Origin of the sequence: Streptoalloteichus tenebrarius, from assembly GCF_024171885.1 — a bacterium.
Taxonomy (GTDB): domain Bacteria; phylum Actinomycetota; class Actinomycetes; order Mycobacteriales; family Pseudonocardiaceae; genus Streptoalloteichus; species Streptoalloteichus tenebrarius.
Genome location: NZ_JAMTCP010000005.1, coordinates 1 through 15,933, shown reverse-complemented (window position 1 = coordinate 15,933; position 15,933 = coordinate 1). Strand labels below are relative to the sequence as shown.

General features: G+C 74.2%; 14 protein-coding genes. 5 read left to right on the top strand and 9 right to left on the bottom strand.

Going from position 1 to position 15,933, the window contains the following annotated elements:
- The first annotated feature begins 437 nt into the window (after positions 1–437).
- Entirely contained in the window at positions 438–761 is a 324-nt protein-coding gene (locus tag LX15_RS06895; RefSeq protein WP_253668653.1) for a hypothetical protein, read from the top strand.
- Between the two features lie 514 nt (positions 762–1,275).
- On the opposite strand, the gene LX15_RS06890 is transcribed toward LX15_RS06895, so the two are convergent.
- The 5 genes from LX15_RS06890 to LX15_RS06870 form a co-directional block, all read right to left on the bottom strand.
- Positions 1,276–3,342, bottom strand: a complete 2,067-nt coding sequence (locus LX15_RS06890) for a SpoIIE family protein phosphatase (RefSeq protein WP_253668652.1) — start codon at positions 3,340–3,342, stop codon at positions 1,276–1,278.
- A gap of 264 nt (positions 3,343–3,606) precedes the next feature.
- The gene (locus LX15_RS06885; protein ID WP_253668651.1) at positions 3,607–3,885 is read right to left on the bottom strand and encodes a hypothetical protein; all 279 of its coding nucleotides are present in this window, start codon (positions 3,883–3,885) and stop codon (positions 3,607–3,609) included.
- A gap of 2,023 nt (positions 3,886–5,908) precedes the next feature.
- On the bottom strand, positions 5,909–6,727 hold the full coding sequence (locus tag LX15_RS06880) for a glycosyltransferase family 2 protein (protein WP_253668650.1): 819 nt from the start codon (positions 6,725–6,727) through the stop codon (positions 5,909–5,911).
- Positions 6,724–8,235, bottom strand: a complete 1,512-nt coding sequence (gene rfaE2 / locus LX15_RS06875) for a D-glycero-beta-D-manno-heptose 1-phosphate adenylyltransferase (RefSeq protein WP_253668649.1) — start codon at positions 8,233–8,235, stop codon at positions 6,724–6,726. The genes LX15_RS06880 and rfaE2 overlap by 4 nt, the downstream gene beginning before the upstream one ends.
- Positions 8,232–9,479 (bottom strand): glycosyltransferase family 9 protein, encoded by a 1,248-nt coding sequence (locus LX15_RS06870; protein ID WP_253668648.1) that lies wholly within the window; start codon positions 9,477–9,479, stop codon positions 8,232–8,234. The genes rfaE2 and LX15_RS06870 overlap by 4 nt, the downstream gene beginning before the upstream one ends.
- A 1,152-nt stretch (positions 9,480–10,631) precedes the next feature.
- Here LX15_RS06870 and LX15_RS06865 point away from each other — a divergent pair.
- Positions 10,632–11,048 (top strand): STAS domain-containing protein, encoded by a 417-nt coding sequence (locus LX15_RS06865; protein ID WP_253668647.1) that lies wholly within the window; start codon positions 10,632–10,634, stop codon positions 11,046–11,048.
- A gap of 250 nt (positions 11,049–11,298) precedes the next feature.
- Here LX15_RS06865 and LX15_RS06860 read toward each other — a convergent pair whose 3' ends face one another.
- Positions 11,299–12,768, bottom strand: coding sequence for an aldehyde dehydrogenase family protein (locus LX15_RS06860; protein WP_253668646.1), 1,470 nt, complete (start codon positions 12,766–12,768; stop codon positions 11,299–11,301).
- A 200-nt stretch (positions 12,769–12,968) separates the two neighbouring features.
- Here LX15_RS06860 and LX15_RS06855 point away from each other — a divergent pair, with 200 nt between their 5' ends.
- Both LX15_RS06855 and LX15_RS06850 read left to right on the top strand, forming a co-directional pair.
- Positions 12,969–14,168 (top strand): glycosyltransferase family 9 protein, encoded by a 1,200-nt coding sequence (locus LX15_RS06855; protein ID WP_253668645.1) that lies wholly within the window; start codon positions 12,969–12,971, stop codon positions 14,166–14,168.
- Positions 14,169–14,188: 20 nt separating this feature from the next.
- Positions 14,189–14,620 (top strand): ChaB family protein, encoded by a 432-nt coding sequence (locus LX15_RS06850; RefSeq protein ID WP_253668644.1) that lies wholly within the window; start codon positions 14,189–14,191, stop codon positions 14,618–14,620.
- Between the two features lie 92 nt (positions 14,621–14,712).
- Here the strand turns inward: LX15_RS06850 and LX15_RS06845 are convergent, their stop codons facing one another.
- The gene (locus LX15_RS06845) at positions 14,713–15,027 is read right to left on the bottom strand and encodes a hypothetical protein (RefSeq protein ID WP_308213419.1); all 315 of its coding nucleotides are present in this window, start codon (positions 15,025–15,027) and stop codon (positions 14,713–14,715) included.
- A 46-nt stretch (positions 15,028–15,073) separates the two neighbouring features.
- Between LX15_RS06845 and LX15_RS33020 the strand changes: the two genes are divergently transcribed.
- The gene (locus LX15_RS33020; protein ID WP_253668642.1) at positions 15,074–15,508 is read left to right on the top strand and encodes a Scr1 family TA system antitoxin-like transcriptional regulator; all 435 of its coding nucleotides are present in this window, start codon (positions 15,074–15,076) and stop codon (positions 15,506–15,508) included.
- Here the strand turns inward: LX15_RS33020 and LX15_RS06835 are convergent.
- Both LX15_RS06835 and LX15_RS06830 read right to left on the bottom strand, forming a co-directional pair.
- Positions 15,435–15,647: a helix-turn-helix domain-containing protein gene (locus tag LX15_RS06835; protein WP_253668851.1), complete on the bottom strand. Its 213-nt coding sequence runs from the start codon at positions 15,645–15,647 to the stop codon at positions 15,435–15,437. The two genes, LX15_RS33020 and LX15_RS06835, sit on opposite strands and share 74 nt — an antisense overlap.
- Positions 15,648–15,649: 2 nt before the next feature.
- On the bottom strand, positions 15,650–15,856 hold the full coding sequence (locus tag LX15_RS06830) for a hypothetical protein (RefSeq protein ID WP_253668641.1): 207 nt from the start codon (positions 15,854–15,856) through the stop codon (positions 15,650–15,652).
- Positions 15,857–15,933 lie beyond the last annotated feature (77 nt).

Below are 15,933 nucleotides of genomic sequence, written 5' to 3'. Positions count from 1 at the left end.
CGGCATTCGAGGGTATCCCGGTTCACACGCGCTCTTCCCACCATGTGAACACCTCCACCCCGGGCGCGCCCGCGCGGCGCCGGAACAGCGAATGTCCATTGTGGACTGAAATGGAGGGCCGGCCGATCCGGCCGATGGGCCGGTCGCCCGGCGCGCGCCCCGAGCGCGCTTCCCCCGGACGCGCACGGAATCACCCGCCGTACCGCCGTTCGGCGGACTTGGGAAACTCATCGGCCCCCTCGCGCGATGGAGGGAGGGTCGGGCCCGTCGCGCGGCACGCATCGCCCCGGCCCTCCCGGTCGTTGGCAGGGTGTCCGAGCACGGGTGGTGGGTTCGCCGTCGAACCACCGTCGGTTCGCCGTCGGGACGCGCCGGTCCCGCCGGGTCCGGCGGGGTCGACGACACCGTCCTGGCCCAACGCTGAGAGGATCTTGGTCGTGCCGTGGAGCTACTGGCACCGGATCGAGCTGTACCGGATCGATCGCGGGCAACGGGTGCTGATGCGCTCTCAGGAGGTCGACGACCACGGACCCTACGTGTGCCGTGGTGTCGAGGAGTGGGCGCAGATCGTCGCCGAGGACTACCTGTGGCGATGGGAGCTGCCCCACGGCCGGTGGCTGGTCGTGGTGTGGCGGCTGGGCTCGGACCAGGGCGGGCGCGGGACGCCGGAGAAGCTCTGCGAGGTGCAGTTCACCTGGAGCGGCCCGCCCGAGGACCCCGCCACGCGGCAGGGGCTGTCCGAGGCGCGCGAGAGGAGCTAGGGCGTGTCTTGTCTGTTCGGTGCTATTCGGTGGCTGGCCAGACCATCATGCTGGCGATCGTGAGGGCGGCCGGGTAGGACCGGGAGGTCTCGTCTGTATCGGGTGGCCAGGCTGCGCCACTGCTGGAGGCGGTCGATGCGGCCTTCCACGGTATTGCGGCCGTGGCTGCCCTGGGCCAGCCAGTTGCGGACCCGGTCGCCCCGCCTGCGCCGATCGTGGCCGTGACGCCGGCGGCGCAGGTGTTCGTGGATCGCGCGGGTGTCGTGGGCCGTGTCGGTGAGCACCCGGGTCTAGGGCGGGTGCGGATGCGCCTAGACCGGGTGTGACAGCGGATGCCGGCCATCAGAGACCGGCGCCGCGCCGCGCTTCCACGGCACCCCGTTGATCGTCAGCCGATGGTCCCGCCCACGGGCGACTACGACGTCAACCGCTGGGCGGCAACGGCTTGGTCCGCGTCCACGCCTGTTCGGTCAGCTCACCACGACGCACCACAAGATCAACAACCAGACACGGCCTAGCCGAGCACGCGGACGGCCAGCAGCACGACGTCGTCCTGCCGCAGGTCGCTGTGCATCGCCGTGAGGACGCGGTCGCAGACCTCCTCCACGGGGCATTCCGCGTCCAGGCTCATGACGACCTCGCGCAACCGCGCCGTCCGCTCGTCGGGGTCGGCGCCCCGGAGTTCGATGATGCCGTCGGTGTAGAGCAGCAGCAGGGACCCGTCGGGGCAGTCCACCTGGTCCTCGCCCCGGTCGCCGCCGAGCACCGCGCCGAGCAGCGGCGACCGCCGCCCGGTCAACCACGAGGTCTCCCCGTCCGGCGTGCGCAGCAGCGGCGCGGGGTGGCCCGCGTTGGCGTAGCGCAGCCGGCGCATCCCCGAGCCGTCCCTCGGCTCCAGCCGCAGGCACACCGCCGTCGCCATCGCGCCGACGCCCAGCGCCTGCACCATCTCGTCCGAGCGGTCCAGCACCACGCCGGGCGGCGAGCCCTCCCAGGCACAGGCCCGCAGCAGGCCCCGGATCTGCCCCATCGCGGCGGCGGCCCGCAGGTCGTGGCCGACCACGTCTCCGGCGACCAGCCCCACCGCGCCGTCCGGCAGCGGCAGCACGTCGTACCAGTCGCCGCCGACCTCGGCCTCGCCGGCGCCCACCAGGTACCGGGCGGCCACGGCCAGGCCGGGCACGGGCGGCGGGGCCGGCAGCAGGCTCTGTTGCAGCGTCAGCGCCGCCTCGTGCTCCCTGGCGTACAGCCGCGCGTTGTCCACGGCGAGCGCGACCCGGCTGGCCAGGTCGGACGCCACGTCCAGGTCGCTGTCGGCGTACCGGCGGCCGTAGGGCCGCTCGGTGCAGAGGGTGAGCGCGCCGAGCACCCGCCCCCTGGCGCGCAGCGGCACGATGATCATCGACAGTGGGCGGAGCTGGAGGTCCAGCTCGGCCAGCTCGGCCGCGCACCGGGCCTCGCCGGTCTCGCCGCAGACGTCCGGCAGCAGCACCGCGCGCCCGCCGGACAGCACCCGCGACACCCGGTCGGCCCCGCCGATCCTCGGGGCGACCAGCTCGCCCTGGCGGTGCAGGAGCGAGACCCGGTCGCCCCGGCGGTGGCTGGCCGCGACCCGGGTGGCGGCGCCGGCGCCGGGCTCGTCCAGCAGGTCGACGCAGCAGTAGTCGGCCAGGGCCGGCACCACGAGCTGGGCCAGCCGGCGGGCGGCGTCACTGGTGTCGAGGGTGGCGCTGAGGGCGGCGGTCGCCTCGGTGAGCAACCGCAGGTGGTGCCGGTCCTCCTCGGCGGCGGCCAGCGCGGCCTGCCGCTGGTGTTCGAGCAGGACCCGTTCGGTCACGTCGGCCTGCACCGCGACGAAGTTCGTGAGCTGGCCGGTGGCGTCCTGCACCGGGCTGATGGTCAGCTCGTTCCAGAACGCCACGCCGTCCTTGCGGTAGTTGAGCAGCACCTCGGTCACCGGCCGGCGCTCGCGCAGCGCCCGGCGCATCCGATCGACCGCCTGCACGTCGGTGTGCCGCCCCTGGAGCACGTTCGCGCTCCTCCCGATGACCTCGTGCGGCTCGTAGCCGGTCATCCTGGTGAAGGCGGGGTTGACCCAGACGACGGGGTAGTCCCGCCGCCGGGCGTCGCAGATCATCACGGAGACGTCGGTCCCAGCCAGCGCCCTGCCCCTGACCAGCTCCAGCCGCCGGTCGGCCAAGCCCTCGGACTCGGCGAGCCGCAGCAGCAGCACCATGGCCGCGCCCAGCGGCCCCACCTGGCTCGGCAGCGGGACCGAGGTCAGCCACAGCACGTCCCGCTCCGACCCGCCCAGCGTCACCGCCTCCCCGGCGACCCGCTGACCGCCGGCCGCGCGGTGCAGCGGGGACCACGGGTCGTCCAGCGGGCGCCCCTCGACGTCGGTCAGGCCGGCGGCCTTGCCCCAGGCGTCGACGTCCACCGGGAGCCGGAGCCCGGGCGCGAGCGCGGCGGCGGCCTGGTTCGTCTCGACCACGGTGCGCGTCGCCAGGTCCACCAGCAGCACCGGGGTCGGGCAGGACTCGATGCCGTCGGACAGTGCCGCCAGGCCGGGACTGCTCATCGGGGTCCCTCGGGTCAGGTCGTCCTGGATGGACGTGCTGATCAGCAGCTTAGGCCCGGAAGCGGGGGAAGGCAGCCCCGCATCAGGTGGCGCATGCACGGTCAAGGAGTTGGTCTCACCCGGCCGGAGCGCCCGGTGTCACACCGCTCGCGGGCGCCCCTCCCTCCCCTGCCGTTTCCCCACCGCGTCCCGGTATGTGGGCCGGGGGCCGAGGCTGTCCGTCGCCTCGCGCGGGGCCGGCCATGACCCGACGACCGCGACGGGTCAGGGCCGCGCGACGCCTCCCGCGGCTCCCGGCGGGAGCGGGAGGCCGGACGACGGCGAGAGCGGGGTGGAGGTCGGCGGCGCGGCCGGCGCTGAGGGCGGTCGGATGTCGCCGAGCTGGACCAACGGCGCGTCGTCCTCGAACGCGGCGACGAGCGTGGCGGACAGGGCGACGATCGCCATCGTCCCGATCACCGGCTCCAGCCAGTGCCCCGCGCGGCCAGCGCCGCCGTCGCCACTGGAGCCCCGTCCGCGCCGCGAGCTGTCGTGCCTCCCCATGTCCGGCCTCACCTCCGAGCGTCGGCCTCTCCCCTTCCGACGATCGGAAGACGCGGCCACGAAGGGCGCGTTGTCCGCCTGCGATTCACCTCACCTGGGCATCTGGTCCCCCGGTCCCGCGACACACCGCGGGCTGACCCGCGCTCGGCCAGCGCCCGGAGAAGCGCTCGCGGCCTCAGGGCCTGTCCTCAAAGCTGGTGTGGCTGATCTGTTTGATCCCGGGGCGTCGTACGCGGGCACGAGTTGACCGACGAGCAGTGGCAGCCAATCGAGGGGCTGTTGCCCGCCTCCGCCGCGAAGCGACGACACCCACAGGTGGACGCCGGGTGATCAACGGGATGGCTGTTCCAGACGAAGACGGGTGTGGCGTGGCCTTCCGGAACGGCGTAGGCCAGCCCTGGGAGAGGTGTCGACAACCGGTTCTGGCGGTGGTCGTCCCACCGGAATCCTGTTCACCCTGATGACAGGGGTGCGGGGTGATCGCCGAGCGATCAACGAACGCGACCGGGAGGTGCCGGTCTCCGGCACCGTTCGCGCCCACCAGCACGGCGACCGCACCCCGTCCCACACGGGGAGGGCGGATCGTGCGGCGCGCACCAGGAGCCAGATGATCACGCCCTCGGCCCCGCTCCCGCGACTCTCGACCCGCCGCCTACCCACACCGCACCGTGGTCGAACGCCGCTTCAACCGGGCTCATCAACGCTGGTGTGGCTGATCTGTTTGATCCTGAAGCGTGCTCCGCAGGCACAAGTTGACCGGCGAGCAGGGCAGGTGATCGAGCTGCTACCGCCCGCCTCCGGCGCGAAGGGACACCCACAGGTAGATGAGACGTCGCATGATCAACGGGATGCTGCTCACGGCGAAGACGGGTGCGGTGTGACCTACCGGCACGGCACAGGCCCTCTGGCGAAGCAGGTGCGAGTGGTCGCCGAGGTGATCAACGAATCCGACCGGGAGGTCCCGGCCTCCAGCACCGTTCGCGCCCACCAGCACGGCGACCGCACCCCGTCCCACACGGGGAAGGGCGGATCGTGCGGCGGGCACGGGAGCCAGATGAACACGCCCTCGGCCGCCCCCCGCGACTCTCAACCCGCCGCCTACCCACGCCGCACCGTGGTCGAACGCCGCTTCGACCGGGCTCGCCAAAGTTGGTGTGGCTGATCTTTGATCCCGGAGCGTCGTCCGCGAGCACGAGTTGACCGACGAGCAGTGGCAGCCAATCGAGGGGCTGTTGTCCGCCTCCGGCGCGAAGAGGCACCCACAGGTGGACGAGGCATCCTGTGATCAACGGGATGGCTGTTCCAGGCGAAGACGGGTGCGGTGTGACCTACCGGCACGGCACAGGCCCTCTGGCGAAGCAGGTGCGAGTGGTCGCCGAGGTGATCAACGAACCCGCCCCAGAGGTGGCGGTCGACCCCAGTACTGTGCGCGAGCACTGTGCACGCCCACGAGCACACCGCGCAGGCCCGGGGCAGTAGCGCCCGCCGCACCTCCACGTCCCGCACAGGGACGGCGGATCGTGCGGCGGGCACCAGGAGCCAGGTGATCACGCCCTCGGCCGCTCCCGCGACTCTCGACCCGCCGCCTACCCACGCCGCACCGTGGTCGAACGCCGCTTCAACCGGGCTCACGCGGTCCCGCGCGATCGCCCCGCTACGGCAGGGCCGCCGTCTCCCACCGAGGCGTGATCAACCTGGCAACCAGCTCATCTGGCCTTGAGGACAGACCATGGCGTGACCCGCCGGAACGGTATGGGTCCTGGAAGACGTGACGACAACCCGCTCCGGCGGTGGTCACGCACCCGAACCCTGGCTCTGGCGATTCGGGTGCGAGTGGTCGCCGAGGTGATCAACGAATCCGACCGGGAGGTGGCGGTCGACCCCAGCACCGTTCGCGCCCACCAGCACACCGCCAGCGCGAACCGGTTGATCACGTCATCGGCCGCTTCCGCAGCGGGCCGTCCACCAAGACCCGTCCGGCGGGTGGCGGGCACGGTCGACCAGCGGCCCACCCGCACTGGGCTCAGGTCCGCCCGGCCACGACGTCGTACGCCTGCACCCGCCGGTCGGGCACGGTCGTGGGCGACTCCAGGTGCACCGCGCCGCTGGGGAGGATTCCCGCGCCGCCGCGCTCCGCCATCACGCGCCACTGCGCGAGCACGTCCTCCCCCGCGTGGTCCGGCGGCAGGTCCCGCCAGAAGTCGAAGCCGCCGACGGACTCCAGCGCCTCGCGGTCGTACAGGACGCATCCCCCGACCCACGCGACCTTGTAGGCCCGCCACTCCCCGGGCCGCAACGCCAGCCGCTGCGCGAGATGGGTCGGGTTGGCCGCGTTGTGCAGGGTCCAGCGCCGCCACTCCGGCGACCCGGGCCGCACGCGTTCCGGCTCCGGCGGCCCCGACCACTCCTCGTACGGCTCCAGCTCCCCCGGCCGCACATCGTCCACATAGGACAGTCCCTGCACGGCGGCCCCGACGAAACCGCACCCCAGCACCCGGATCGCCCGGTGCAGCCTGGCCAGCGTCCCCGGCTCCAGCCACACGTCGTCGTCCAGGAACAACACGTACGGCGACCGGGCCAGGGACAGCAGGTGCGCCCGGTGCTCGGCGAGCCCCCTGCGCGGCAGGTGCCGGTCGAAGGTCACGGGCCGGCCCCGCATCCGCAGCACCCTGGCCATCGACCGCGCCGGCTGCGTGGCGTAGGAGGGGGCGCCGTCCGACTGGTCGCTCACCAGCACCCGGAACGACGGCCCGTCCTGCGCGGCGAGCCCGGCCAGCGCGGTGGCCAGCTCGGTCGGCCGGTCGCGGGTCGGGATGAGCACGTCGACCTCGTGACCGGTCATCGCACCGCCTCCCCCGCCCTGATCCGGGCGATCACCGCCGACGTGGAGTGGTCCGGCACGTAGTCGAGGATGCGCACCTCGCCCCCGAGCCGGCGCACGAGCCCGGCCTCGGCCAGCATCTCCGGCGTGTAGTCCCCGCCCTTGACGTAGACGTCGGGCCGCAGCCGCTCCAGCAGCGCGGCCGGGGTGTCCTCGGGGAACACCACCACGTGGTCCACGCAGCTCAACGCCGCGAGCACGGCCGCGCGGTCCACGGCCGGGTTGACCGGGCGGTCCGGCCCCTTCAGCCGCGCCACGCCCTCGTCGTCGTTGACCGCGACCACCAGCACGTCCCCCAGCCGCTTGGCCTGGTTGAGGTAGGCGACGTGCCCCCGGTGCAGCACGTCGAAGCAGCCGTTGGTGAACACGATCCGCCGGCCCGCGGCCCGGTGCTCGGCCACCAGCCGCGCCAGGTGCTCCGGGTCGACCGGGCCGTTGCGGCCCAGCCGCTCGGCCAGCTCGGCGGCGGTGCAGACCGAGGTCGCCGGGCGGCGCACCACCACGTCCGCCGCGAGCTGGGCCAGCTCCACGGCCGTGGCCAGCGGCAGCCCCGCCGCCACCGCCGCGGTCATGGCGGACACGAAGGTGTCACCCGCGCCGTTGGCGTGGCTCTCCGGCGCGGGCTCGGCCCACGTGCGGTGCGCGGGGTGCTCCTCGGGGTCCGGGCCGACCAGCAGCACCGCGCCGACCCGGTCCAGCGTGACCACGGCGGCGCCGGCGCCGCAGGCCAGCAGCAGCTCGGCCCTGGCCCGCTCCACCGCGGCCACCCGGCGTTCGGCCTGGTGCGGGTCGGTCGAGGGCGCCAGGTCCTCCCCCGTGCCGTCGCCGAGCAGCGCGGCGGCCTCGCTCGCGTTCGGCGTGACCAGGTCGGGGCGCACCCGCGCCCACGGCCGCAGGTCGTGCGCGTCCACCACGAGCGGGGGCAACTCGTCCCGGTGGTCCCGCAGGGCGTCGAGGACCTCCTGGCAGCACACGCCCAGCCCGTAGTCGGCGACCAGGATCGCGTCGGCCTCGGCGGCCCGGCGCAGGACGAGGTCCACCAGCTCCCGCGTCCGCCGGCGGGGCGGTCCCACGTCGCCCTCGTCCAGCCGCGCCACGAGCTGCTCCCCGGCCACGAGCCGGCGCTTGGCCACCGTGCGCCGCCCCGGCTCGACCAGGACGCCGGAGGTGGACACCCCGCAGTCGCGCAGGGCCGCCGTCAGCCGGCGTCCGTCCTCGTCGTCCCCGACCACGGTGACCAGGTCGGCGACGGCGCCCAGCGCCGCCAGGTTCGCCGCGCTGTTGCCGGCCCCGCCGGGGGCGCACGCGTCGCTGCGGACCTCCAGCACCGGAGCCGGGGCCTCCCGGCACAACCTCCGGCACTCGCCGGACAACCACCCGTCGAGGATCGCGTCGCCGAGCACCACCACGCGCGGCCGGCGCTCGGCCAACCGCAGCGGCAGGTCGGCGGTCAGCGGGGTCGTGCTCATCCGCTCCTCCCCTCCCCGGCCGACACCGGTTCCGGTTCCCGCTCCCCACGCCCGTCACGTTCGTCGCGTGCGTCGCCCACGAGCCGCAACGCCTCGACCGCCAGCTCGTCCGGCCCGATGTCGAGGCACTCCAACGCGTAGGGACATCGGAACTGCCGACAGGGGGAGCACGGGACGGACCGCCGCAGCAGCGCGGCGGGCACACCGCGCGGCCGCATGTCGCCCAGCCGTTCCGAGCCCGAGTACGCCACCACCACGGGTGTGCCCAGGGCGTCGGCGAGGTGCATGCAGCCGGAGTTGTTGCACAGCACGACCCGCGCGCTGGCCACGACGGCCGCGAGCACCGGCACGCCCACCTGCTCCAGCGGGCGCACACCGGGGTGCCCCGCCTCGGACACCACCCGCGCGACGAGCGCGTCCTCGCGGTGCGACCCGGTGACCACGGTCGGCAGGCCCGCCTCGGCCAGGTGCCGGGCGACGGCCGCGAAGCGGTCGGCGGGGTACCGGCGCGTCGCGCAGGACGCGCCGGGGGCGAGCAGGGCGAAGGGCGCGCCCGGCGGCAGGCCCGCCCTGCCGAGCGCCGCCGTCGCGGCCACCTCCGCCTCGGGCGGCACCCGCAGGTCCAGCTCCCGGCCGGCGTCAGGGACGCCGAGGGCGCCCAACAGGTGCAGGCACCGGTCGACCTGGTGGGTGCGCTCCGAGGGCGGGGTCACCCAGTGCGTGGCGACCGCGCCGCCGAACTCCGTGGAGTGCACCGCCCGCACCCCGATGCCGGCGAGCATCCCGACGTGCGCGGCCGGCCACGGTGACTGGCGCGCGGAGGTGAACACCAGCATCGCGTCGTAGTCCCGCGCCGCCACCATCTTCACGAGCGCGTGCTCCCGCCACGCCGCGCGCACCGGGTCCGCCTCCGCCCGGCCGGAGGCGTCCTGCCAGGACGGGGACACCACGAGCATCCCGTCGACGTCGGGCAGGAGCTGGCGGGCGGCGGCCCCGGCCGGGGAGGCGAGCAGGTCGATCCTGGCCTCCACCGGCAGCGCCCGGCGCAGGGCGCGGAGCGCGGGGGTGAGCATGACGACGTCGCCGAGGTTGTCCGGCCGGACGGCGAGCACCCGACGCAGTCGCGACCAGGGCACGGGGCCGCCCTGGTCGGCGGCGGGATGCCGGTGGGGCCTGGCTCGTCGCCTGGCCACCCCGCGCACCGCCGTCGACGGCGGTGCGGGCACGCGCTGTCCGGGGATCACGGCTCACCTCCGTGCTGGTCGTGGCTGGTCGTGGCTGGTCATGACTGGTCGTGCTGTCGCGGCTGTCTCGATCGGTCTCGATCGGTGTCGAGTGGTGTGTCAGGTGGTGTCGAGCTGGGGGCGGAGTCGGGCTGGTGGCCGCTGTTGGCGCGCACGGCCGCCGGCGGTCGCGGGGCGAGTCGCGGGCCAACGGTCGAGGCCGGTCGGCACGGACGACGCCCACCCCCGGGTCCGCCCGCCTCGACCAACGCGACGACCCCGGACCCGCCCCGTCCGGCCCCTGTCGTCCCTTGTCGACCCTTGTCGACACCGCCCGAGTCCCGTCCCACGGCTGTCGATCTCGTAGTGGTCACCGGGTGTCACGAACACCGTCACCCGCGTCAGGAACGCACTTCTGCGGTGCCCCCTTTTCCGGCGAGTGAAACCCGCTCGCACGTCGCAGCGTCGTGCGCCGGCCGGGGAGCAGCAACCCGGAAGAGCGGTTGTCACCCTCGTCCCGCCTCCGTACCGTGGGCAGCGCGGCGGCGGGGTGGACCACCCAGCGTCGGATCGACGAGATCGGTGGCGCGGCGCCGACGGCGACGGCGGGAGCGCCCGCCGAGATCGCGGACGTCGTCCTCCACGGCGGCTTCCCCAGCGGCGTCGGCCTTCTCGGCGGCGTCCGCGTCGCCAGACGCTCCACGGCCCGCCCGGTCCCGCGGCGGAAGGAGCGCGCCGCGCTCACGAGCACCCGAGGCGGTGGGTGGGAGCACCGGACGGTGCGGACGAGGAGCGGGCGGCCCCCGAACGACGCCAACGACGACGCGTCGGGGACGGCGCCCGCCGGACACCGGGTGCGGGGTCGGACGGGCCGGGTCGTTCCCCAGGTCGTACCGTCGGGTCGGACGGAGGCTCGGACGGCGGGCCGGACGTGACGGTCCGGCCGCGCGTGTCGGACCGGAGACGCCCACGGCGCCCCCGGTGGCGAGCGGAACGAGCGGAACAAGTGGAGCGGACACGGAGTCGACGCCCACGGCGGGCGGACGGGAGGTCCAGATCGGTGACGGCGCCCCACGGCGGCCGGCGAACGGAGTCCACGCGGCCGGCGAGCACGGTCCACCGCACGGAGAACACGGAGGGCCACGACCGCACGGAGGACACGGAGGAGTCGAGATGAACCCGGACCAGCACCCCGCGCCCCCGTCCGACGGTCCCACCGGCGACGCGGCGCCAGAACAGGTCATCGACCTCAGCGTCCGCCATCTCGACGGCGCCAGGGTGGTCGCGGTGAGCGGCGAGGTCGACATGCTCACCACACCGACCCTGCGCACCCATCTCCAGCACCACCTCGACGCCCGCCCCGACCTGCTGGTCGTCGACCTGTCCGGCGTGACGTTCCTCGGTTCCAGCGGGCTGGCCGTCCTGGTGGCCGCCGCGCAGCGCGCCAGGGAGTCGGGGGTGCCGTTCCGGCTGGTCTGCACGACCAGGGCGGTGATCCGCCCGCTGACCGCGACCGGGCTGGTCGACGTGCTCGACATCCGGGCGACGGTGCGGGAGGCGCTGGGCGACGCCGCCCCCACCGGCGGCTGACCCGCCAGCGCCCCGCGCGCCCGCTGTCCCGGCCACCGCCGGCCCGGCCACCGACGTCCGGGTCACCCATGCCCGGGTCACCCGTGTCCCGGTGGGCGACGTCCCGGTCACCCATGCCCGGGTGACCCATACCCGGGTCGGCGACGCCCCGGTCACCCATGCCCGGGTCACCCGTGTCCCGGTGGGCGACGTCCCGGTCACCCATGCCCGGGTGACCCATACCCGGGTCGGCGACGCCCCGGTCACGTCGTCATCCCCGCCGGCCACGCGTGGGCGGTCCGACGTGGACGACCTTGACCCTGGTCATCTCGTCCAGCAGCTCGGGCCCGTACCCGAACCCGGTCCCGCTGGCACCCCTGGGCTGCGCGGCCCCGCCCGGCGCGCCGCCGAAGACCGCGTTGACCTTGACGGTGCCCACCGGGAGCTCCCGCCACGCGGCCTGCGCGTGCTCCATCGACGGGGTCAGCACGGTCGCCGCCAGGCCGTAGCGCCCCTCGGCCGCCTCGGCGAGCCCCTGCGCGAAGTCGTCGACCACGCGGACGGGGGCGACCGGCCCGAAGGTCTCCTCCCGCATCACGAGCATGTCCGGCGCGCAATCCACGAGGACGGTGGCGGGATAGTGCGCGCCGGGACCCTCCGGCACCTCTCCCCCGACCAAGGCCCTGGCCCCGGAGCGCACGGCGTCGGCAACGTGGGCGTGGACCCGCTCCCGCTGGCCGACGTCCACCAGCGGCCCCATCTCGATCTCCTCCGGCCCCGACGGCCGCGCGACGCGACGCCGGGCCTGCGCCACCAGCGCCTCGACGAATTCGTCGGCCACCCCTCGGTGCACGTAGATCCGCTCGACGGAGGTGCAGAGCTGGCCGGCGTTGGTGAAGGCTCCCACCGCGGCCTGCTCCGCCGCCCACACCGGGTCGACGCCCTCGTCCACCAGCAGCGGGTCGTTGCCGCCGTTCTCCAGCAGCACCTTCGCCCCGGTCCGCGCGGCGGCCTCGGCGATCGCCCTGCCGGTCGCCGTGCTGCCGACGTGCGCGACGAGCTGGACGTCGCGGTGGCCGGCGAGCTGCGCGCCGACCAGGCCGTCACCGCACACCGACACCAGCACGCCCCTGGGCAACACCTCGCGGATCAGCTCGTTGAGCGCCAAGCCCGTCTGCGGGCACTTCTCGCTGGGCTTGTGGACCACGGTGTTGCCGGTGACCACCGCCGCGCCGACCAACCCGCAGGCGATGGCGACCGGGTCGTTCCACGGGGTGAGGGCCACGACGACGCCGTAGGGCTCGGGGACCATGAGATCCGTCGCCGTCCAGGCGCCCATGAGCGAGCGACCGCGGTGCACCGGCCCCAGTTCGGCGTACTGGGCCAACGTCGACGCGCCCGCCCTGGCGCCCGCCAGCGCCTCCGCCAGCGGCCGGCCCGTCTCGCGGTGCTGGATCTCGGCGAGCCGCTGGGCCGCGTCCGCCACCGCGGCCGCGGCCTCGTGCAGCAGACGCCCGCGCTCGCCCGGGTCGATGCGCGCCCACCCCGGCCACGCGGCGCGGGCCGTCGCGACCGCGGCGTCCACCTCCTCGGCGCCCGCGATCGGCACCCGCCCCACCTCGCTGCCGTCGGCCGGGTTGGTCACCCGCAGGACCTCCCTGCCCCCGCTGGCCGAACGCACGGCCTCCGCGTCGGCGGTTCCGGCGACCGTCGCGGGACGGGCGGCGAACGTGCTGGTCATGGCACCTCCGATGATCATGGGGCGCCCCGGCCGGGGCGCCCGCGCCGAAGCTGTGCGGCCACACGCGACGCCGGCCGGCTGGCGCACGGGCGCGCCGACGTCGCAGCGGCGGAGTACCCCGTCCCGCGGCCGCCATGCGGCGACGGCGCCGGTTTGACGCCTGTGGGCGGGGGAACCCGCCTCGCAGGAGGTGGTCAGCCGTGCCCGTGACCCCGTACGAGATCACGTCGAGGACCGAGACCGGCTGGTCGCCGGAACCAGCCAGGGCGGTGGGCCGACTGGGCCCGCCGGTGCCCGGTGTCGAGCGGATCGCGGTGCTGCGCGGCGGCGGACTGGGCGATCTCGTGTTCGCCCTGCCGGCGATGCACGCCCTGCGCGAGACGTACCCGGACGCGGAGATGGTGCTCTACGGCCCCGCGTGGCAACGGGAGTTGCTGGCGTCGCGGCCGGGTCCGGTGGACCGCACCGTCACCCTGCCGCCCGTGAAGGGCGTGCACGATCCGGGACCGGACGTGCGCGGCGATCCCCTGACCCTGCGCCGGTTCTTCGCCGCCACCAGGGCGGAGCGGTTCGACCTCGGCGTGCAGCTCCACGGCGGGGGACGGTGGTCCAACCCGTTCCTCCAGCGGTTCGGGGTCCGCTGCGCGGTGGGAGCCCGCACGCCCGACGCGGCGCCGCTCGACCGGTGGCTGCCGTTCAGCTACTACCAGCACGAGGTGCTGCGGATGCTGGAGATCGTCGGGCTGGTGGGGGCCGCGCCCACGGTCCTCCAGCCGTGGCTGTCGGTCACGGAGCAGGACCTGACCGAGGCCGACGAGGCGTTGCGGGGCCTGCCCCGGCCGCTGCTCGTGGTGCACCCGAGCGCCGGGGACACGCGGCGGTGGTGGCCGGCGGCGCACTTCGCGCGGGTGGCGGCCGTGGCGGCGCAGGAGGGCGCCGGGGTCGCGGTGATCGGCACCGACGCGGACGCCGCGCCGGCGGCCGAGGTGGTCCGCGAGTGCCTGGCGATGCTGCCCGTCGGCCGGCACGGCGCGGTGCGCTCGCTGGTCGGCCGGCTGAGCATGTCCGGGCTCGTCGGGGTGTTGGCCAGGGCCACGGCGGTGCTGGCCAACGACAGCGGGCCGCGACACGTCGCGCAGGCCGTGGGCACGCCGACGGTCTCGGTCTACTGGTGCGGCAACGTGATCAACGCGGGGCCGTTCGGCAGGGGCGAGCACCGGGTGCACATCTCCTGGACCACGAGGTGCCCGGAGTGCGGTGTCGCGTGCACGGACCCCACGGGGCCGCGCTGCCCGCACGACGTGTCGTTCGTGGCGGACGTCGACCCGGTGGCGGTCTCGGCCGACGTGCTGGAGCTGCTGGGCGACGGCGGCCCGTCCGCCCCGCGCGGCACGGGATGACGGCGAGGAGGAGAGGAACCATGCCAGGCCGCGAGGAACTCCCGTCCACTGTGGAGCGCTCGCCCAAGAAGGCCCAACGGACCTGGATCAAGGCGCACGACTCGGCTGTCGAGACCTACGGCGAGGGGCAACGCGCCCACCGCGTCGCGTTCGCGGCGCTCAAGCACTCCTTCGAGAAGGTCGGCGACCACTGGGAGCCCAAGAAGGAGAAGGGTCCCTCCGACCCGCAGGCCGCGCGCGGCGCGAAGCGGAAGGGCGGCGCCAAGCCGGGACAGGCCGAGGTCCCGCGCCAACGCACCGAGCAGGGCGTGGACGCCAACGCCAGCAGGGACCACCTCTACAAGATCGCGCAGAAGCTGGACATCCGCGGCCGGTCCACCATGTCCAAGGACCAGCTCGTCGAGGCGATCAAGAAGGCCAACGCGCGCGAGACCGCGAAGGCGCGCTCCTGACCACGCTCCCACCGCGGGCCCAGGGGGACCCCGACCCGTTGTTCCCCCTGGGCCTTTCCCTGCCCGCAGGCCACTTCCCCGCGATCCGCCCCTCACCCCTCACCCGGCGGCGTCGCCGCGTCCGGGTTGAACCACACCAACCGAGCGCGGATGTGACGACCGCACCGGAAGGCGCGTAGCGCCTTCTCCGGATCCCGCGAACTCATCCACAGTTTCGACTCCGCCGATACGACCTCCGCGTGGTCCGCGAAGGCCAACCCCCACGCGGCGACGTGGGCGTCCACCCGCTCGCCGTACTCCAACACCACCGCGAACAACCGGGGCGCGTCATCCGCGACCATGTTCTTCAGGAGTGCGGCGAACTCCGGTTCGCCGCACAGGGGTGTCCTCCCGGACGGGTCAGGCACCACCGAGTCCCACAGGTGCCCGTTCCCCGTTCGTCCACCCTGGGGGGTGGAGCACGCGAGCCTCCGCGCATGGCTTCTCGACCTCGCGTCCACGACCAGGGAACGCGGGTACTGGCGGGCGATACGCAAGGACCTTCCCGAGGACTTCCACGAGTTCGTCACCATCGAGGCGGCGCTCGTGGCGTACCGCCAGTTCGAGACCATGCTCGTCCCCGGACTGTTGCAGACAGCCGACCACACGCGAGCCCTGATCAACGGCGCACGTCCTGGCCTCGCACCCGACGTAGTGGAACGTCGTGTCCTGGCCCGCTTGGCGCGTCAGCGTGTCCTCACCAGAGCGACCCCCTTGCAGTACCACGTAATTCTGGAGGAGGTGATCCTCGAACGGCCGGTCGGCAACTCCCTCGTCATGCACAACCAATGCGGGTGGTCTTTCGCCTGGCGCCACCGCGTCCGCGGAGCTGGACTCCGGCCTCGATGAGGATGCGGTGCACGAATCCGTAAGAGCGGCCCGTGGACCTCGCCAGGGAACGGATGCTCGCTCCTTTCTCGTATTTCTTCTTCAGGTCGGCGGCGATCTGTTGGCGGAGCCGTCCGGTGATCCGGGCGGCCGGTTGCATCTTCAACGCGCGCTCCTCGTGGCCTGCGTCGTCGGGGTCGTGGGTGGCTCGTCCCTGTGTTGTCGGCGTTCTCGGTTCCAGCGGCGGATGTCCCTGCGGACCCGACGGAACAACTGCGCGGCCCGGCGGAACACGGGTGGCAGCAGCACGCAGGACATGATGATGACGTCGACGGCGATCGCGGCCAGGTTGATCACGAACGTGGTCACCGGCCTCGCCTCCACCATCGGCGTCGAGCCTGGCCGTGTTTGCGCTGGCTGACGTTTTCCTGTCGGAGTTCGCGCTG